We start from the raw sequence: 20,362 nt of genomic DNA, 5'->3' as shown, positions 1-20,362 counted from the left end.
CATATTCAGAAAAATTATCCGCCCAATAACGCCCACAAAACCCATCGGCAAAGTCGGTTTCTTTACTTCTCGCCCAAGTTCGGGTGAAAGAAAGTGGAATAGTTTGACCGAGGGTGAAATCCGTTCGTTGTTCAACCACTTGACCGGAAAGAACATCGATGGGGTCTCCTTTTACCCATTTTTTAGCACTTTCCGTATATCGTTTTATGCCTTTATTTTTTGTAAAAGCAGTTTTAGCACAGCCAAAGTTACGGATGACCGGGGGATTTTTAAGTGAACGTAAAGCTTGACGTCCAGCTAATATCGCCCCCGCTTTTGGTCCTTTCGTGGCAACCACTTTTCCTATGCGGGTAAATGCTTTAAATAATCCTTTACTAAAAAGAGCGGTCGGCGGAATCACAAATTCAACGGCGACTAATAAGGCCTTTTGTATATCATTAAATTCAGGTTTAATAGGAGCATACAGTGCTTGCCCTGAACCGAAAAATACATTAGGGGAGCCGGAATCAATTAAGCCATCGCAAGTCGTTCTGTCCCCTTTACGGGCGACAGGGTTGCCTTCAACAAAAACGGTTTCACTACCTAGAGCAATTTTTTCTTGCGGACCGTGGTCATTACAACCAATCGTCGGGGCGACATCTTTTAATGTAGCAAAGGCAAGAGGCAAATTGTTGACAAGAACGGTGGGGGAGCCTCGGGTAATTGTGCCGCTGGGTGAGGCGGGAGTTAGCCACTCTTCAACTTTATTTGCAGCACTTTCAATTAAATCGGATGCCAAAGCAGTAAATAAAGTCCCAAAGACTAATCCTCCGAACCCACCGGTGAGGAAAGTCGCAACGCCAAAAATCCCTGCTGTTATTGTAGCACCAACAACTGCTCCGGCAAGGGCCGCCCAAAAACTCCGATGCTTGATGACATCAGTTTGTCGGGCAGCCGGTTCAACAAAGTCAGCATCGCCTAACAATGCAACTTGAGAGCGTTGAAAGTTGGTGATGTGTTGTGTGACACGTTGTACGATGTCTGCTGGGGACTGTTGGGTCATAGGCTAAGTTAAAGAAAAACTATAAATAATTTCAAGCAATGCTTGTCGTTGAGACGGCGTAAAGACCATTGTTGAAGTATAGGTAAATGTCATCAAACGTTGTTGATAAACTTGTAATACTGTTAGTTGATACATTACCCCTTCAGGTGTTTCCCATTGATATTCAAGTAATTTAGCCGGGTGTTCTGAAAGCGTTATGTCTTCAATGGTTAATTCCCGATACGCTTTTAATGTAGTTCTAAACTGAGAGATAACTTGAGCGAGGTATTCTTCTTCAGTGATTCCGGTTGGAATTGTTGCTCGGTTAATAACAAGGTTAATGCCACTATCATCAGGCAAGGTAAACACATTCATTGATTGATCTTGCCAATTGACCGGGATATTGATTAAACCTTCATTTAATCTGTAAGTATTGGAATTCATTCTTATCCTTGTAATTAAAATGATTAAAAATAAAAGTATGGTTGTAATTTCTCACATGCCATACTTCTATTTTGCCTCTATTAGGCTTCGATTGGCGTACGCCAGTCATCAGAACCAGATGTGCCGGCCACAGTGTGTTCCCAAGTGATTTTACGATAAGCCAAGTAAATGTCTAACAATTGAGTAAACTCTTTTTGGCTTGGGTCTTGGGCGTGTGGCATTAAGAGATCCATATTAACGATAGTGGCATCTTCCAACGTAGTTGTGAAATAATGCTCTTGTTTGCCTTCAACAGATGTGCGATACCATTTTAGTTCCACTTTTGGCAACATTTCACCGGAAGCGAGAGCATTGTAAAGTAATGGTACAGCTTTATTTAAAGCGACGGTTAAAATTAACGGCTTATGTGCACGTTGACCAGATGGTTGGCCTGATTGTGGATCGGTTGGCACAAGCACTTGATGTTTAACCTGTTGAACCAACATTTGATCTTCGTGTCCTTCAACAAAGATATTACCGACAGAATCTGCTGTGAAAGCCCCGGCAGTAATATTACCCTGGGTTTTACCTGTAATAGAAACATAACATGGAGTAGGCATAACAGTCCTCACTTGATGTATAAAATAATAAAGAATGACTTATCAGATTGGAAAACTACGAGGATTTTCCAGTCCTTAGTATGTCGTTTTTTATCTAAAAAAACAATAAAAAGTATAAGAAATACTCTATTTAAATAATAAAATTTTGTTATACTAAAATCATCGAACAGCAATTTTAAGCCGTTCTCTTTCTTTTATTAACATTCATACAGAAGGACAATGCTATGAGCAAAAAAGAAGGTTCCGTTGCACCTAAAGAGCGAATCAATATTAAATATGTTCCTGCAACAGGCGGGGAAGCTGCTGAAGTTGAGTTACCGTTAAACCTTTTAGTTGTTGGTGATATGAAAGGAAAAACTGAAGATACCTCTATTGAAGAGCGCTCAATGGTATCGATTGATAAAAATAATTTTTCTTCTGTTATGGAAGAGATGGAAATCGGTTTAAATATTAATGTGCCAAATAAGTTGGATGAACGTGCTGGTCCTGATGATGAAATTAATGTTCAGCTTGACATTAAATCTTTACAAGACTTTTCTCCGGATAATATTGTTAAGGCTGTCCCCGAGTTACGTAAATTATTAGAGTTGCGTGAAGCATTAACTGCAGTAAAAGGTCCTTTAGGTAATGTGCCGGCTTTTCGTACAAGAATTGCCGAGCTATTGGTAGATGAAGAATCTCGTGCTCAGTTGTTAGCAGAATTAAATATCATTGATCAAAAATAGTAAGTAAATAAGGATTGTGTTATGGCTGAAAATAATCAACAAAACATAGAACAAGTTGAAACCAAGACTCAAGGTATTTCCTTGCTTGATGAAATTATGGCTCAAACTCGCCTTGCAGAGGATAGCGAAGGATATGATGTAGCTAAACAAGGTGTTGCAGCATTTATCAGTAATATTTTGGAGACTGGTTCTAAAGAAGAACCGGTTAATAAGTTATTGATTGATAAGATGATTAATGAAATTGATAAGAAGTTAAGTGCACAAGTTGATGAAATTTTGCATCATACGGAATTTCGTAATTTAGAGTCATCTTGGCGTTCATTAAAATTATTGGTGGATAAAACAGATTTTAGAGAAAATATTAAAATTAATATTATTCACGCAACTAAAGAAGAATTATTAGATGATTTCGAATTTGCCCCTGAAATTGTGCAATCTGGTTTTTATAAACATGTTTATTCTTCAGGTTATGGACAATTTGGTGGTGAGCCTATTGGCGCTGTTATTGGTAACTATGAATTTACACCAAAAGCGCCTGATATGAAGTTACTCCAGTATGTGAGTGCAGTGGGGGCAATGGCACATGCACCGTTTATTTCATCTGTTGCGCCTTCTTTCTTTGGTATTTCAAGCTACACGGAGCTTCCTGCTATAAAAGATCTTAAATCGGTCTTTGAAGGTCCAATGTATGCCAAATGGCGCTCGTTAAGAGAATCCGAAGATTCGCGCAGTTTAGGCTTAACAGCAACGCGTTTCCTAACCCGTTTGCCTTACTCTATGTCGGATAACCCAGTTAAAACTTTTGCTTATGAAGAAGATGTGAGTAAGGATCACGAACATTACTTATGGGGAAATAGTGCATTTTTATTGGCATCTTGTCTAACCGATAGTTTTGCAAAATACCGTTGGTGTGCCAATATTATTGGACCACAAAGTGGCGGGGCAGTCTATGATTTACCTGTACACATTTATGAAGCAATGGGACAAATTCAGCCAAAAATTCCAACAGAGATTTTAATTACTGATCGCCGGGAATTTGAGTTGGCTGAAGAAGGATTTATCGCATTAACAATGCGTAAAGGTAGTGATAATGCCGCATTCTTCTCCGCAAATTCTGTACAAAAACCAAAAGTATTTTCCAATACAAAAGAAGGTAAAATTGCTGAAACGAATTATAAATTAGGAACACAGTTGCCTTATACATTTATGATTACGCGTGTTGCACATTTCTTAAAAGTATTACAACGTGAGCAAATCGGTAGCTGGAAAGAAGCCACGGATCTCCAAACAGAATTAAATAAATGGTTGAAACAATATGTAGCGGATCAAGAAAATCCGCCTGCAGATGTGCGTAGCCGCCGACCGTTCAGAGCTGCATCTATCACAGTATCGGATGTAGAAGGCGATCCAGGTTGGTTCTTATCATCTATTAAATTAAGACCGCATTTTAAATACATGGGATCAAACTTTGAGCTTTCATTAGTTGGACGCTTAGATAAGGAATAATTTAATGGCTGCGTTATTAAACTGGTCGCGCGATAGTTCGGTTAGTTTATTTGAAAGAATACAAAAGAAGGACGAAAGTCCTTCTTCTTCTATTGGATTAAAGGGATTTATTTATTCCATTAAAAATAATCTGAACCATATTTTAAATACTCACCCAGGCACAGCACAGAGTGCGGTGACACTCGGTATTATGGATTTAAATGATGCTACAGGTAGTGCAATTGATATTTATCAAAATATTGCGAAGATTATTCAAGAGTGCATATTGAACTTTGAGCCCCGTATTGTTGACGTGAAGGTTCGTCCTTTACCAAATGAAGATCAGCCCTTAACACTATTTTTTTATGTTGAAGCGATCGTCTCATTTCAGGAACATCAACGTTTAATTTCATTTAATTTACATTTAGATAATGATCACCGCTATTATTTAGATATGAACAATGTCATTTAAGGAAATAATGGAATGTCTTTAGAGCAATATTTTAGACAAGAATTAGATTATCTTCGTGAATTAGGACGTGAAATTGCGATAGAAAAACCACATCTGGCTAATTTTCTCTCAGAAAAAAGTGCGGATCCTGATGTTGAACGCTTATTAGAAGGCTTTGCATTCCTATCGGGGAGTTTGCGGGCTAAAATTGAAGATCAATTTCCCGAGTTTACCCATAGCTTGATTAATATGCTATGGCCGAATTATCTTCGACCAACTCCAAGTATGACAATAGTCGAATTTTATCCCGATACAAAGGTTACCCAATCTACAGATAATGTGGAAAAAGGAACGATGTTACTTAGTCATCCTATTTCAGTAGATGTTGGGGAAAATGCTTTACAATGCCAATTTAAAACGTGTCGAGACGTGTGGCTTAACCCATTTAAAATTCATGATGCGAGTGTATTAAATAGTAATGAGAGAGCGGTTATTTCTATTGAATTTTTTGCAGAAACCGATTTACGCTTTGAAGAACTAGATCTTAACAAGTTGCGTTTTTATTTAGCTGCAGACGATTATACAAATCAGCAGTTATATCTTTGGTTCAGTTATTATTTAGAGGGGGCGGAATTAGAAATAAACGGTAAAAAATATTCATTGCCATCTTTTAATTTTGCTCCCGTTGGATTTGAGAAAGATGAAGCACTGTTGCCTTATCCCAAAAATACCTATAGTGGTTATCGTATTTTGCAGGAATATTTTTGTTTCCCTGAAGGGTTCTTATTTTTTGATGTAACGGGTGTAGAGCGACTTCCAACTCAGGTTTCAGCACGAACTTTTAGCCTACATTTAAGTTTTTCTCAACCTCTGTCATCTGATGTACAAATAAAAAGTGATACATTTAAGCTACACTGTACGCCCGCTGTTAATTTATTTGAGCATAGTAGTGAGCCTATAGTATTGAGTGGAGAGAAAACAGAATATAGCTTAAAAGGTAGTCATAGCCATCCCCAATGGTATGAAATATTCTCTATTGATAAAGTGTCAAGCTATTTAGAAGACAAAAAGTCAAAACAAGGACAAATACGGGGAAGTCGCCGTATTTATCCTGCTTTTGAAAGTTTTGAACATCAAATTGAATATGTAAAAGATAGGACGGTTTTATATTATAAAGTGCGGTCAAAAGAAGCATTATTTCATCGTGGTTTTGATCATTATCTTTCTTTTGTCAGAGGAGATGAAACCGTTTTATTAAATATGGAAGAGTCTATTTCAGTCGATTTAACTTGTACAAATCGAGATATTCCATCCTATTTAAAAATAGGCGATATTTGTATCAAAACTGAGCAGAATCCCGCTGTAGCAAATTTTAGTAATATTACCCGTCCTTCTGTGCCCCTTCATCCTATATTGGATGGTACATTAGCGTGGAAATTAATCTCCAATTCCTCATTGAATTATTTATCTCTATTAGAGATTGATGCGCTGAAAGAAATTATAAAAACCTATGATTTACCGAGTTGGCATAGTCGGCGTAATGCACGTATTTCTCAAAAGAAATTAGATGCGATTCAATCTATCGAAACTAAGCCGGTTGATCGTCTATTTAAAGGGATCTCTGTTAGGGGGCTACAATCAACCCTTTATATTAAACAAAGTGAATTTAATGGAGAAGGTGAGATGTTTCTGTTTTGTACTGTTTTGTCCCGATTCTTCTCACTTTATGCAAGTGTTAATTCTTTTCACAAATTAAAAGTCATTAATATTGATAATCAAGAGAGTTATGAATGGCCTATTCAAATTGGACAGCACAAATTGATGTAACAGAAAAAAAATTTGGTGAAAAGATTGATATTAGCCGATATAACTTCTACCAATTGATGGAGTTATTATGCCGATTTAATCAGGTTGAGGCGGCACAAATACTATCATTATCCGCAAAAAATGAACCAATCCGTTTAATATCAAGTGCAGGATTAGAATATCCTATTCGTGATTTAGTTTCACTTTCTCAAAAGAATAATGGCAAATATCTGCTTGAATTGTCCTTTTTAGGTTTACATGGAAGTCAATCACCTTTACCAGGTTACTACCTTGAAAGTCTTGCTAAGGAATATTTACATAAAGAAAACCGATTAGTTGATTTTATGGATCTATTCAATCATCGTTTTGCCTTATTAGCACATCAGATTTGGAGAAAATATCGTTATTACATTAACTATCGTAATGGAGGACAAGATCATTTTTCTGAGCGAATGTTTTCTTTAGTTGGGCTTGGATATAAAAGTACACGTAACAAACTTTCAGTTAATCATTCTAAAATGCTTGCATATGCTGGAATTTTGTCTAGTCCTGCTCGTTCTCCAGAAGTGATTTGTAGCCTAGTTGCTCATTGTTTTGATCTTAACCATGTTAGTTTAAGAGACTGGCAATTTCGCTATGTGCATATTGACGAAGAAGAACAGAATCGTTTAGGTGTTATGAGAAAAGAAGCAGGGAGACCAGCCAAAGGACGTTCTTGCCTAGGGGTAAATTTCACATTAGGCTCAAAAAAACCAGATAGGGGGAGTAAATTCGAGTTACGTATTACACAATTGTCTCGACGTGAATTTTTATCTTTTCTGCCCAATGGAGAAAATTATTTACCTCTAGTTACCTTTATGTCCTTTATCTTAAAAGATCAATTTGCGTGGGATTTATATTTGGGGCTATCGGAAAAACAAGTTTCCGGCATGGTATTAGGTACCCAGCAAGATAGCTTGCTGGGATGGACAACATTTACAGGAAAGGTAGAGAAAGAGCCGAATGTGCTATTGACTATTCGTGAATAGACTCTAAAGTATTATCTATTTATTTCTTATCAGCAGGGATAACTTTAACAAAAAAAGATTATCTAAGGTGATAAAAATTCCGTTTGCTATTGGTTTCTAAATAAAGGAAAATCTGAGATAAGGGTTAATCATAAAAGAGAGAATAAGGACGATAAGATGGAAAAAACAGATATTCTTATTTTTCAGGTTACTAATACGGAAAGTATTGAAAGTGGATGTGCAGCCTACTTTATTTTTGATAAAAATGGGGGAACAATCGGGAGTGGTGATAATAATCACTGGGTTATCCAAGATCGTAAAAAACACTTACCGATAGATTTGGCAAGAGTCGAATGGAGAGACAATTATTATTGCTTATTGGTATTAGGGAAAGGGACTATTTTTATTAATAACGCAGAAGTTACTTCTCGCTCGGGATTTACTCGTTTGACTAAAGGTGATGTGCTTACATTTGGTGAAATTAATCTTCGAGTGTATATTGAAGATGAAAGTCAAGTTGATTTAACTGCACTTTCTCTCAGACCAGAAGAAATTATCGGTAACAAACAAGATCACTTAAAAGAATTGATTGGGGATCAACAACGCAATGAAACTCAGTATAAAATAGAAAATAACACGATAGATGATAGCATATCTGTAGATCCATTAGTTGCATTATCAGCTCAGAACAATTTAATTAACGAAAATCACAATAAATCTCTAGATTCTTTAGCCTCTCTCTCTTCACCAAGAAAAATAGGTTCAGACATGTCAACAAACACTCATTTTATGGATCTTCCATCCACGAAAAAACATTCGGAAACATCAGAATATGTTGAGAATGCCTATGTGACTATTTCCCCTTTATTGAGGGAGATGAATGTACAAATTCCATTGCAGAATAGCCAAGATATTAATGATATTTTAGGTGAAGTTGGAAAAACACTCAAAGTCGCTATTGATGGACTGTTAGCATTACAGCAAGAACAAAACAGTTTATCTGACAAGCATTTACGCCCTATTGAAGATAATCCACTTCGATTAAATTTGGATTATAGTTCAACGATGGATATTTTATTTGGTAATCAAAAGAGCCCTGTGCATTTATCAGCACCTGCTGCTGTGTCTGAAAGTTTAAATAATTTATTGATCCATAATGAAGCGAATAAAGTGGCAATACTGAGTGCATTAACGGCTATTTTGCAAGCTTTCTCACCTGTAGTATTACTTTCTCGTTTCGAAAATTATCGTCGTAGTAATGAAACGAAAGAAAAAAATGCTGCGTGGGCATGGGAAATGTATGAAAATTATTATCAAGAGCTGACATCTACAAGGCAGAAGGGCTTTGAAAAGCTATTTTGGGAAGTATATGCCCAGGCTTATGATAAATCACTCAGGGATCATCAGAACAAAGGATAGTAAATGAAATCATACCAATTTATCCTTCAAATTTTACTTGCTGTTTTTATTTCTTCACAGCTTTCAGGTTGCAGTGGACCGCTCAATGCTGCAAGCAAAATTGGGCAAGTAATTATGGATCCCAATATCCCTGTCGGAAAATTAGACGAACGACCATCTACTCTTTCACTCACATTCTTGTCAGAAAAAGACATTAATGAAAACGAGGAAGGCGAGGCATCCCCAATTCAGGTTCAGATTGTTTATTTAACTGAAGATTCTAAACTTTTGGAATCTTATTATGAGCAATTCAGTGAAAGTAAGTTAGACGAAATTCTCGGTAAAAATTATCTCGATCATCAAGATTATACTATTAAACCTGGGGATTATAAGGTGATTCCAGATATTACTTTGGACGAAAAAAATCGTTATTTAGGTGTTATCGCTTACTATTCCGAACCAGAAAAATCACAATGGCGTTCGGTAATAAAATTAGATGGAAAAGGACATAATTATCATGTATTGGTCCATTTGCGGCGATTAGAAGTTGAAATGATGGAGTATGAGTAATTCATGGCAAAAAGAAATCGTGTTATTTGGGGGGAAGGTACCTTTGTGCGCCCCCAGCATTTTCAGCAACAGCAACGGCATTTAGACTATTTACTTTCTAATCAAATCTTATCATCTGCTGTTTATAATTATGGATTGCAGTCATTAGAAATCGATCAGGAACTGCTAAATTTAGGACGTATTTCTGTACTTTCTGCAAAAGGGTACTTATCCGATGGGACATACTTTGATGTGCCATCACAAGATGCTTATCCTAATGTATTGGAAATTAAAGCAAATGATAATGTACAAGGGCAGCATGTTTATCTTGCATTGCCAACATTGACTTATACAATTAATGAAATTCAATCAGAATACCAAAAAAATAATCATATTGTTCGTTATAAAGAAGTCCATGAAGATATTCGGGATTTACATACTCCAAATGGTGATAGCGCCGTCATTTTTCTTGCACAGTTGGCACCAAGGTTAATGTTAGCACAAGATGATAAGAGTGCTTATACTTATATTCCGATTGCTCGGATTAAAGAACGACTAGAGACAGGTAGGATCGTACTAGATGAAAAATTTATTCCAACCTGTATGACGATTTCTGCATCAACGGTGTTAAAAGATTTTGTTGCTGAAATAGAAAATACACTGGAACAGCGTTCAGAAACGTTAGCTTCCCGTATAGGTTCTCCTGGGCAACGTGGTGTGGCTGAAGTATCTGAATTTTTGATGTTGCAATTATTAAATAGAAAGTTACCGCTTTATCGACATTTTCACATTCATCCGTATATACATCCTGAAATTTTTTATCGTGAACTGGTGCAGCTACTGGGGGAATTGATGGCATTTACTGATGCATCACGTATCGTGAAACCATTTGTTTCTTATGATCATATGGATTTAACTCGGAGTTTCCAGAATTTATGTTCTGAAATTCGTATTGCTCTTAGTACTGTGCTTACACCTAAGGCAGTTTCCATTCAGCTTTCTCTTGAGCATCATGGAATACGTGTTGCCTCTATCAATGATCAAAACCTACTTGATAATGCTACTTTTATCCTGGCTGTTTCTGCAAGAATGCCGGCCGAATCACTTATTCATAAGTTTGTTCACCAAAGCAAAGTGTCATCCCAATATAAAATTCAGCAGCTTGTTAGTGTGCAACTCCCTGGCGTAGGATTAATTCCATTGGGTGCAGCACCAAGACAATTACCTTACCATGCAGGTTATACCTACTTCCAATTAGATACGACTTCTGAAGAATGGAATGATATTAAATTACACCGTAGTATTGCATTCCATATTTCCGGTGATTTCCCTGATTTAGATATGCATTTATGGGCGGTAAGGAATTAATTATGAATGAGTTAGAACAAGTTTCCGTACATTATTATTTGCCGTTAAGAGGTCATAGCATTAATAAAATGATTGATGCGGCCACACCACTTCTAGGTATGTTATTACGTTTAAAGGATCTAAACTCAGAGACAATGCCTGATAAACTTTATACACAGGTGGTGACCGATATTCAATCTATTGAGCAGTTATTGAAAGAGCAAGGTTACGAATCTGGGGTTATTGTTTCTTTTCGTTATATATTCTGTACGTTTATTGATGAAGTTGCTCTCTCCCATGGCTGGGGCAGTAATAATAATTGGCTGAATAAGTCATTGTTAACACATTTTCACAACGAAACTTGGGGAGGGGAAAAAGTTTATATCCTATTAGAAAAATTAATGTCTGAACCTAAACGTTATAAAGATTTGCTTGAGTTTATGTTTCTCTGTTTTTCATTGGGTTTTCGTGGTCGTTATAAAGTTAACAATCATAATGGTGAATTTGAAGTGGTTTATCGGCGTTTATATGATCTTCTAAGTACATTAAAAGATTCTCAAAATGAAGCATTGGTTTTTCACCAATATCAGAAAAAAATAAGAGAACCTTATCATTTACCTAAAAAGCTTACGGTTAGAAAAATATTAGTGCTGGGATTTATCGGGTTATCGGTTATTTATTCTATTTATTTTTTCCGATTAGATTACCAAAGCAAGATTATTTTAGAGCAGCTCAATAATCTATTAAAGTAGAAAGGAAAATATGATGAAAGTTGAATTAACGAGTCTGATAGGGAAATTATCGCCGATTGCTAAAACTATATTAGAAAGTACGGCATCTTACTGCATATCAAATAATTCAAGTGAAATTTTAGTTTCACACTTTCTCCAACAGTGTTTAGATACACCACTTTGTGATGTGAGAAAGATCTTAGCTTACTTTCAGATCGATGAAAATGAGTTAAAAGAAACTCTTCGTCTAAACCAATTTCAAGGGAAATCACTTGAAGAGGGGAGTTATCCGGCATTTTCCCCCTTATTAATTGATTTACTACAAGATGCTTGGTTACTTGCAGCTACTGAATTAAACCATACGACATTGAGAACAGGAACGATTCTGTTGGCACTCCTTTCTTCCGTAAATCGCTATGTTTTACCTCAAACAGCGAATCAACTCATTCATATCAATCGAGATATTTTAAAGCAACAATTTAACAAAATTACCATTGATTCAGTAGAAACCGATATTCCCGAAAAACGACAGGATCAGGGGGCTTCGTTAAATCAAGAAGGACTGGCTAAGTATACACAAAATATTACTGAACTGGTTCGTCAAAATAAAATTGATCCTGTGTTATGCCGAGATAGTGAAATTGATCTTATGATCGACATTTTATCTCGCCGCCGTAAAAATAATCCGATTATTGTTGGTGAAGCTGGTGTTGGAAAAAGTGCATTAGTGGAAGGACTTGCACATCGCATTGTGCAAAAAAACGTACCGGATATGTTACTCAATGCTGAAATTATGGCGTTAGATCTTGGTGCAATGCAAGCAGGTGCATCAGTAAAAGGTGAGTTTGAGAAACGCTTTAAAGGTGTGATGAATGAAGTGATTTCTTCACCTACGCCAATTATTCTGTTTATTGATGAGGCGCATACCCTTATTGGTGCAGGCAACCAACAAGGTGGATTGGATGTTTCCAATCTCCTTAAACCTGCACTTGCTCGAGGGGAATTAAGGACAGTTGCTGCAACAACCTGGAGTGAATATAAAAAATATGTTGAAAAAGATGCCGCACTTTCACGCCGTTTTCAGCTTGTTAAGGTCGATGAACCTAATACTGAACAAGCAATACAAATCTTACGTGGTTTACAAGGTATCTATGAAAAAGCTCATAACGTTTTAATTGAAGAAGAAGCTCTTATTGCAGCAGTGCAACTGAGTGAACGCTATCTCTCAGGTAGACAGTTGCCGGATAAAGCGATTGATGTGCTTGATACAGCTTGTGCGAGAGTGGCTATTAACTTTACTTCTTCTCCTAAAAGGCTCGCAAATTATCAAAATGAGCAATATCAGGCTCAAATGGAAATTCGTCTACTGGAACGAGAACTTTCTGTCGGGTTAAGCCAAGATCATTCACGTTTGTCTCAACTTAAATCCAATTTGGATAAATTAGAAAAGCAGAAAAAAACACTGACAAAACAATGGGAAACACAAAGAGATTTAGTAACTCAAATTTTATCCCTAAGAGAGCAAATTCTTGCTCAAGACGAAAATGCAACGTCGGATATCGCCAAACAGCGAAAAAAACTACAAACCTTGATGGCGAAATTAGAAAAGTATCAAAAAACACAATATCTTGTTTCTCCACAAGTTTCTAAGAAACAAATTGAAAGTATTATTGCTGAATGGACGGGAGTTCCTTTAGATAAATTATCGCAAAATGAACTTCATACGATTACCCATTTGCCGGATTTCCTTAATCAAGAAATTAAGGGACAAACCTTAGCGATACATCATTTACACAAACACTTATTGACGGCCAGGGCTGATTTAAGACGTTTAGGTAGACCGCTAGGTTCTTTTCTCTTAGTGGGGCCAAGTGGTGTCGGAAAAACGGAAACGGTATTACAAATTGCCGATTTATTATTTGGTGGGAAACAGTATCTTACCACGATTAATATGTCGGAGTTTCAAGAAAAACATACGGTGTCGCGTCTTATTGGTTCTCCGCCGGGTTATGTCGGTTATGGTGAGGGAGGCGTTTTAACGGAAGCCATTCGCCGTAAGCCTTACTCTGTCGTATTGCTTGATGAAGTCGAAAAAGCCCATCCTGATGTCTTAAATTTGTTTTATCAGGCTTTTGATAAGGGGGAACTGGCAGATGGGGAAGGTCGGCTTATTGATTGCAAAAATATTGTGTTCTTTCTCACTTCTAATTTAGGTTATCAAGTGATTGTTGATTATGCGAATAACCCAACAGAAATGGAAGAAGCGCTTTATCCTGTTCTTGCCGATTTTTTCAAACCGGCGTTGCTTGCCAGAATGGAAGTCGTACCATATTTACCACTCAATAAAGAGACATTGCTCACTATTATTAATGGCAAATTAAAGAAATTAAGAGAGTTATTAGAAAGTCGTTTTAATGCTCGAGTAGAAATAGCTGAAGAAGTTGAACAAGAAATTCTTATGAGAGCAAGTCGTGCTGAAAATGGCGCTCGCATATTAGAGTCCATTATTGATGGGCAACTTTTACCGCCGGTTTCTTTACTTCTCTTGCAAGCGATGGCTTCAGGAGAGGCGATTACCGACATTCGGTTTTTCGTGCGGGAAAATACATTTATCGCCAAAGTGGGGGAACAGGAATGTATCTTAAATTGATACCACTGGCACTGGTGCTTTCTGTGTCAACAAGCTGGGCAAATGAAAGTACATCAACAAATGTATTGCAGGCTATGCAACAATGTCGGGCGATCTCATCTGTATTTGAACGCTTGAGTTGCTATGATCATATTGAAACAGGGGATAAAATGACCGCACTTTCTACTTCAGAAGTTAAAGGAGAAGCCTGGAATCGTGCGCAAACACAAGAAAAAACGAGAGAGACACAAAATTTACAATTTATTCTCACCCAAACAGAGCCACCCAATTCACGGGTTATTTTAACTACCCCGGCACTCGGCTATCCTAATTCACGACCTATTTTAATGCTGAGTTGTATAGATAATATTACTCGTCTACAAATAGCCTTACCAACATCAATTGGCAAGCAATCTAATATCGCAGTGAGGCTAAATACAGAACGCCATCAATTTTCAAGTCAATGGTTTGTCAGAGAAGAGGGCTTTTTACTAGAAGCCAGTCGAGGTTTAGAGGGTATCAAAGAAATTCAACAACTTTTTCACGCTATCCGTTTGAAAATACAGTTAGAAAATAATGAATTTAATGATCTTGTATTTAATATAGAACAGCTTGAAGCAGAAATTAAACCTTTAAGAGCTGCCTGCCATTGGTAGTGTTTTAAGAGCTAGAAAAGAGAAATATAAATGGATTATTTGGAAAATCACCCCTGGCGACAAAGCTTACTCAATACTGTCGTAAATGATATTGCTGTAGATATTGTGGATGAACATCCAGATTGGATATATTTAGATGGCGAAATGGTCAAACTTGGTTCTCTAGAACATGAGTTACTAGATATTGAAAAAGTCCAAAAAATTGCGATTAAATTACTCTCAACGGAGAGTAAAGACTTGCGAATTTTAGCCCACTTACTTAGAACTTTACAGCACTCAGGTCAGATTTTGGATCTGCTATTAGGTCTACAGCTCTTTGCTGATTATGTGGAACATTTTTGGCAACAAGCCGCACCGGTTTCAGAAATGAAAAAATATCGTTTAGGGTTGCAGATTATTAAGCGGTTTGATAAGGGGGCCACACAATTTCGTCAAAATTCTTCCCGTTTAGAAAGAGAAGCAGCTGAAACGTTATTTGAAAAACTTAGTCAATATTTAAAGGGGAATAAATTAGCAACAGAAATAGACGCATTGCGTCAGGTTTATTTGCTTAATATAGAACAAACTAATAAGGTTGTATTGCAAACATCTAATATAGACAAGAATGTAAAAGAAACTGTTGAAAAAACGACTTACAGCGCTTCTCTTTCAGCACCAATAGAAGTTGATGTAAGTAATGAGCGAGCGTGGAAAAATACTTTACTGAAGGTTGTAGAATATTTATCAGAACGGGATGTGACATCCCCTGTAGTTTATCAGTTACGCCGTTATGTCCTGTGGAGTGGTATTACCTCTTTACCTATTGCAGAAGATTGTAAAACACCACTTGCTCCTCCTTCTCAGGATAGAGTTTCTATATATGAAATGGCTCTTGAACATCCAACATTGGAAACTTTGCAAAATATTGAGCATAGCTTGACTGTCGCTCCATTTTGGTTCTATGGCCACTATCTATCAGCACAGATGGCAGAGAAGCTAGGGCATTACCAAATTTCAATAGTAATAAAAAATGCATTAAATGAGTTTCTTACTCGTCTTCCTCAATTATCTACATTATGCTTCAATGATGGTAGTGAATTTTGTCCGAAGACCGTACTTGACTGGTTATCACCGAAAGAAAACGTTGTGTCAAGCCCGCTTTTGGCTTTAGATAATTTAGAAGATAATAACTTTGATGCCCTATTAATGAGGCTAAATGATCAGGGTCATACAGATTTAAGAAACCAATTTTACAATCAACTTTTTCTTGCTCAGCAACTGGAAAAAAGAGGGCTGCTCAATCTTGCTCGACAATATTATCTTACGATTGACAAGGCAATTGAAAATTTATCTGTCAAGGAATGGGAGCAATCATTGGTAGGTTTATTGACTGAAAAATTAGAATAGTAGAAAAATAATTGTGGTCTACAATTTAGAATGTTGGTGACTTTTATTATTGAACCTACTATATGCTAGGTTTCGTAAATTAAGAGTTATTATGTTTGGTTTTTTCTAAATTATATTGACAAGGAGTTAATTTTGAAATGTTAATATTTTTAGTAAATAAGTTATCTATAATTTTATCTTCATCAATGAAATTCATTGGTTTTCAGTAGCTTTAATCTCATCTCTCTAATGTTTCTTTTTCAGACGAAAATACTTTTACAAATACATTGTTCGTGGTTAACATAGAGACACTTAGTGTTTAAAAACGATAAGGTTCGTATAATGAAATTTCCTTTAGCTTTAACTGCTTTTAAGCCACTTCTCTCTAAGATAAAAAATTCAGGCATTACTGTACTTATTTTACTCTGGCTCGCGTGCTTAATTTTTGTTTGGTGGAAAGGTGCTGACTTCGTGTTTGGCGAATATAAGCCGTTTGAAACCGTAGCTGGGCGTTGGTTGACAACGGCTATACTCGTCATTGTAGCTATCGTTTTTATCAGTTGGAAGATGATTCAACGTTTAAAAACATTAGAAGCACGTCAGCAAGAAGATAAGAAAAAACAACACAACCCTATCCGAGAAGAAATAGAAACTCAAAGACGTTATTTGGATCATTGGGTAAATAAATTTAAACGTATTATCGAACGCCAAGATTATCAATATGTTTTACCTTGGTATATCGCTTTAGGTATAGAGGATAGTGGGAAAAAGACGTTACTTAAAGAGGGAGGGCGTTTTGTTGAGTTATATGATTCTGGCGAAGGAGCAGGAGAACCTGTACACTTCAAATTGTTAAGTAATGAACAAGCGGTTGTCTTATGTCCTAAACATACTTTAATTGCACAACAAGATAATATTGAAAACAAACCTTATCTTTATTCTAAACTTTGGAATCAATTGTTGAATTGGACTGCAGAAACTCGTCCAAGACAGCCATTAAACGGCATTATTTTAACCATTGACCTTTATCAATTAGTCACCTCTAATAAAGAACAAAAAGATCAGTATATTAAACAACTTCATCAACGTTTGAATGAGATATTGGCTATTACTCAAGCGGAGTTGCCAATTTACGTGATTATGACCAAATTGGATCGATTTTATGGTTTTGAAAGTATTTATGAAACACTGACTGCAGCACAAAAAGAATCGGTTTTAGGCGTAACGTTTGAAATCAATGGAACAACCGAGTGGAAGCTGGAATTACAGTCTTTTTGGCAAGATTGGTTATCTCAAATGAATGCTATGATGCCTGCTCTTTTATTTAGAGACAATTTAGAGAAGCAAAATCAGATCTTTAGCTATATTCGTCAATTATCTACGGCGATTGAAGTTATTTGCCCATTTCTTGAACAACTCATTGCAAACGGTGGTAAATCTTTCCACTTCTTCAAAGGGGTATATTTAACTTCATCAACACAAACGGGCAAAATAGATAATGTATTTGTCCAGTCTGCCTCAGAACAATATCAGCTAGGACTACAGACCTATTCAACTTGGGCGGTCAAAAATACACAACCTTACTTTAGTTATACGCTTTTTAAAGAGGTTTTGTTTAGTTTTCCTAATTTAGCAAAGGAGAGCCGTAGATGGAAAAAAGATTATCGCCATAAATTAAAGTTATTTTCTATCATAGGAGGGATTGCCGCATTAGGATTTATTGGGTTGTGGCAATATTACTATTATAAAAATCACAATGCCGGGATAAATGTTCTTGAACAAGTTAAAACATTTAAAGAGATTAAGATTTCAGAGCAGCTTGATTACTATGGAGACAAACAACTACCCATATTAAATCCTATTCGTGAAGCGACATTATCCTATGGAAATTATCATGAAACACAATATTGGCTAAAAGATATGGGGTTATATCAAGGCTACTTTATAGGGCCTTATGTAGAAGAAACCTATTTAAAATTACTCCAACTAAAATTTCTACCTGCTATTATGAATGGTTTACTTGTTCAGTTGAATGAAGCAGAGCCAGAAAGTGAGGAAAAATTAGAAATTTTACGTGTAATGAGAATGTTGGATGATAAAACGGGTCGAGATGATAATTTTGTCAAAGATTTTATGAAAAAATATTGGAGTGAGCAATTTAAAGGGCAAAAAGCTTTGCAGGATAATCTTATGTCACATTTAGATTATTCACTACAACATACGGACTGGTTTAATGGCCGCTTACAAGGAGATGAAATATTAATTAAAACTTATCAACCTTATGAACTACCGATAAAAGAAGCACAAGATGAATTGAGTAGATCATCTATCTATAATCGGGTTTATCAAAACTTAAAAATTAAGGCAAATTCCGTATTAGCCGCTCCTCTTGATTACCGTGATGAAATTGGCTCGGGATTTGATAGTGTTTATTTCTCCAATAATGATGAATTTCTTAAAATTCCACGTTTCTTTACTGAACATGGGTTGAAAAACTACTTTATTAAGCAAGATTCTCATCTTGTTGAATTAATTGCCATGGATAGCTGGGTGCTTAATCTGAAAGAGAACCTAGAGTATAGCGATACCGATCGTGAAAAAATGCTAGAGAGAATTTCTGAACAATATGTCAATGATTATATTGCAACTTGGCGTTCTGCATTAAATAACTTGGATGTCAAAGAATTTGAGACGCTTTCCGAGTCCATTACAGCTATTGAAAAAATTACAGGTGGGGAGCAGACCTTAAAAAGAGCTTTACAGGTTCTAAGTGATAATACACAGCCGCCGGCATTACCGAATGAAGAAGGGAAAACGTTACAACAAGCCGTTGAAAGCTTGGATTATCGTTTAATGGCACATATTGATCAGAGCTTTTCTGACGAAAAATCGGTATTGCAAAGTGCTGATGCAAAAAATAGCACAATTCAATCCATTTATCAGAAACTGTCTGATTTACATCGTTATTTGCTTTCTATCCAAAATGCCCCTGATTCAGGAAAAGCGGCATTGAGAGCGGTGCAATTTAGAGTAGATCAGAAATCCACTGATCCTATTTTGGAGTTGCAACAATTAGCTAAAACAATGCCACAACCTGTTTCTCGTTGGTTGGACCAGATTGCAGAGTATTCTTGGCGTTCAGTACTTAAATCTGCCATTGTTTCACTTGAAGTCGAATGGAATGAAAAGGTTGTCAAAAAATATAAACTTTATATAAAAGGGCGTTACCCATTCGTATCTCAGTCTCAGCAAGAAGTACCGTTAAGTGAGTTTAGTCGCTTTTTTGCACCTGGCGGCACAATAGATAGTTTTTATGAAACAAACTTAAAACCTTTTATTGAAAGTGATTTGAGTCATATCACAGATGAGAACTCGTCATTAATTCGTCCTGATGTAGTTGAACAATTAGAATTAGCGAAGCGAATTAAAGAGACATTTTTTAATTCAGATAATGATGGCATTGGTGTACATTTTAGTATTGAACCTCTGAGTATTTCATCAAATAAACGCCGGAGTGTATTAAATCTCGATGGACAAATTGTAGATTACGCCCATGGACTGAGAAAGAAAACTCACGTTGTTTGGCCAAATTCGATGAGTAATAATGTAGAGAGCAAATTAACATTAGTTTCTGTTGCTGAAAAATCACCACGTAGCTTAGTGTTTAAAGGACCTTGGGCACAGATTAAACTACTCACATCAGGAAAAATTTCCAATATAAAAGCAGGATCATTTGATGTCCGTTATGATATTCATGAGGGGTATGCAACCTATCGAGTCTATATTGATGAATCAGATAATCCATTCTCTTGGGATATGTTAGGGAAATTCAATATTCCAGAAACTTTATATTAGTAAAAACAATTAAATTTGGCTTAGGAAAAATGATGAATAAGATCTCAAATAAAATACATAAAATAAACAAGTTTGCAGATAATGTGGATCTATCCCAAAAAATCGGTCAAGTGGAAAAGATCCTTCACCTAAGCCAAAGTACCCTCACCAAAGGTAGCCAATTAGCCGTTCAACTCAGTTCAGGTAATGTTCTAGGTGCGGTTTCTGAGTTATTGGGTTTATCCTCCCCGACAGGCTTACAGTTCACCTTAGAAACAGTGACTTTCCCACCGTCCACCTTTTCAGTGGTGTCCT

At 36.4% G+C, this 20,362-nt stretch carries 17 protein-coding genes; 14 read left to right on the top strand and 3 right to left on the bottom strand.

Annotated elements, in window-relative coordinates; genetic code table 11:
* The 3 genes from BKK50_RS08195 to BKK50_RS08185 all read right to left on the bottom strand — a co-directional run.
* Nucleotides 1–1,042 (bottom strand): PAAR domain-containing protein (locus tag BKK50_RS08195; RefSeq protein WP_208606207.1); only part of this gene is annotated, 1,042 nt, incomplete at its 3' end.
* Nucleotides 1,043–1,045: 3 nt separating this feature from the next.
* Nucleotides 1,046–1,465, bottom strand: a complete 420-nt coding sequence (locus BKK50_RS08190) for a DcrB-related protein (protein WP_077417100.1) — start codon at nt 1,463–1,465, stop codon at nt 1,046–1,048.
* 80 nt (nt 1,466–1,545) lie between these two features.
* Entirely contained in the window at nt 1,546–2,064 is a 519-nt protein-coding gene (locus BKK50_RS08185; RefSeq protein WP_039087434.1) for an Hcp family type VI secretion system effector, read from the bottom strand.
* Between the two features lie 224 nt (nt 2,065–2,288).
* On the opposite strand from BKK50_RS08185, the gene tssB reads away from it, so the two are divergent.
* The 14 genes from tssB to BKK50_RS08115 all read left to right on the top strand — a co-directional run.
* Nucleotides 2,289–2,789 (top strand): type VI secretion system contractile sheath small subunit, encoded by a 501-nt coding sequence (gene tssB / locus BKK50_RS08180; RefSeq protein WP_077417098.1) that lies wholly within the window; start codon nt 2,289–2,291, stop codon nt 2,787–2,789.
* 21 nt (nt 2,790–2,810) lie between these two features.
* Nucleotides 2,811–4,295 (top strand): type VI secretion system contractile sheath large subunit, encoded by a 1,485-nt coding sequence (tssC, locus tag BKK50_RS08175; RefSeq protein ID WP_077417096.1) that lies wholly within the window; start codon nt 2,811–2,813, stop codon nt 4,293–4,295.
* 4 nt (nt 4,296–4,299) lie between these two features.
* The gene (gene tssE / locus BKK50_RS08170; RefSeq protein ID WP_077417094.1) at nt 4,300–4,746 is read left to right on the top strand and encodes a type VI secretion system baseplate subunit TssE; all 447 of its coding nucleotides are present in this window, start codon (nt 4,300–4,302) and stop codon (nt 4,744–4,746) included.
* Nucleotides 4,747–4,758: 12 nt separating this feature from the next.
* Nucleotides 4,759–6,552, top strand: a complete 1,794-nt coding sequence (tssF, locus tag BKK50_RS08165) for a type VI secretion system baseplate subunit TssF (protein ID WP_077417091.1) — start codon at nt 4,759–4,761, stop codon at nt 6,550–6,552.
* Nucleotides 6,516–7,559 (top strand): type VI secretion system baseplate subunit TssG, encoded by a 1,044-nt coding sequence (gene tssG, locus BKK50_RS08160; RefSeq protein ID WP_077417089.1) that lies wholly within the window; start codon nt 6,516–6,518, stop codon nt 7,557–7,559. Before tssF ends, tssG begins: the two co-directional genes overlap by 37 nt.
* A 156-nt stretch (nt 7,560–7,715) precedes the next feature.
* The gene (gene tagH / locus BKK50_RS08155) at nt 7,716–8,957 is read left to right on the top strand and encodes a type VI secretion system-associated FHA domain protein TagH (RefSeq protein WP_077417087.1); all 1,242 of its coding nucleotides are present in this window, start codon (nt 7,716–7,718) and stop codon (nt 8,955–8,957) included.
* Nucleotides 8,958–8,960: 3 nt separating this feature from the next.
* The gene (gene tssJ, locus BKK50_RS08150; RefSeq protein ID WP_077417085.1) at nt 8,961–9,506 is read left to right on the top strand and encodes a type VI secretion system lipoprotein TssJ; all 546 of its coding nucleotides are present in this window, start codon (nt 8,961–8,963) and stop codon (nt 9,504–9,506) included.
* A gap of 3 nt (nt 9,507–9,509) precedes the next feature.
* Nucleotides 9,510–10,853, top strand: a complete 1,344-nt coding sequence (gene tssK, locus BKK50_RS08145; RefSeq protein WP_077417083.1) for a type VI secretion system baseplate subunit TssK — start codon at nt 9,510–9,512, stop codon at nt 10,851–10,853.
* Between the two features lie 2 nt (nt 10,854–10,855).
* The gene (gene icmH, locus BKK50_RS08140) at nt 10,856–11,584 is read left to right on the top strand and encodes a type IVB secretion system protein IcmH/DotU (RefSeq protein ID WP_208606206.1); all 729 of its coding nucleotides are present in this window, start codon (nt 10,856–10,858) and stop codon (nt 11,582–11,584) included.
* Between the two features lie 10 nt (nt 11,585–11,594).
* Complete coding sequence (gene tssH / locus BKK50_RS08135; protein ID WP_077417079.1) at nt 11,595–14,213, top strand: type VI secretion system ATPase TssH; 2,619 nt, start codon at nt 11,595–11,597, stop codon at nt 14,211–14,213.
* The gene (gene vasI / locus BKK50_RS08130) at nt 14,198–14,848 is read left to right on the top strand and encodes a type VI secretion system-associated protein VasI (RefSeq protein WP_077417077.1); all 651 of its coding nucleotides are present in this window, start codon (nt 14,198–14,200) and stop codon (nt 14,846–14,848) included. Before tssH ends, vasI begins: the two co-directional genes overlap by 16 nt.
* 30 nt (nt 14,849–14,878) lie before the next feature.
* Nucleotides 14,879–16,234 carry a type VI secretion system protein TssA gene (gene tssA, locus BKK50_RS08125; RefSeq protein ID WP_077417075.1) on the top strand — a complete coding sequence of 452 codons (1,356 nt, stop codon included), beginning with the start codon at nt 14,879–14,881 and terminating at the stop codon, nt 16,232–16,234.
* Between the two features lie 321 nt (nt 16,235–16,555).
* Nucleotides 16,556–20,068, top strand: a complete 3,513-nt coding sequence (gene tssM / locus BKK50_RS08120; protein ID WP_077417073.1) for a type VI secretion system membrane subunit TssM — start codon at nt 16,556–16,558, stop codon at nt 20,066–20,068.
* A 32-nt stretch (nt 20,069–20,100) separates the two neighbouring features.
* The coding region (locus BKK50_RS08115) for a hypothetical protein (RefSeq protein ID WP_143529787.1) at nt 20,101–20,362 on the top strand (262 nt) is incomplete at its 3' end.

The organism is Rodentibacter rarus (assembly GCF_001998965.1).
GTDB classification, from domain to species: domain Bacteria; phylum Pseudomonadota; class Gammaproteobacteria; order Enterobacterales; family Pasteurellaceae; genus Rodentibacter; species Rodentibacter rarus.
Note: the sequence above shows the minus strand (reverse complement) of the source record. Positions and strands in the feature narration are given on the sequence as shown.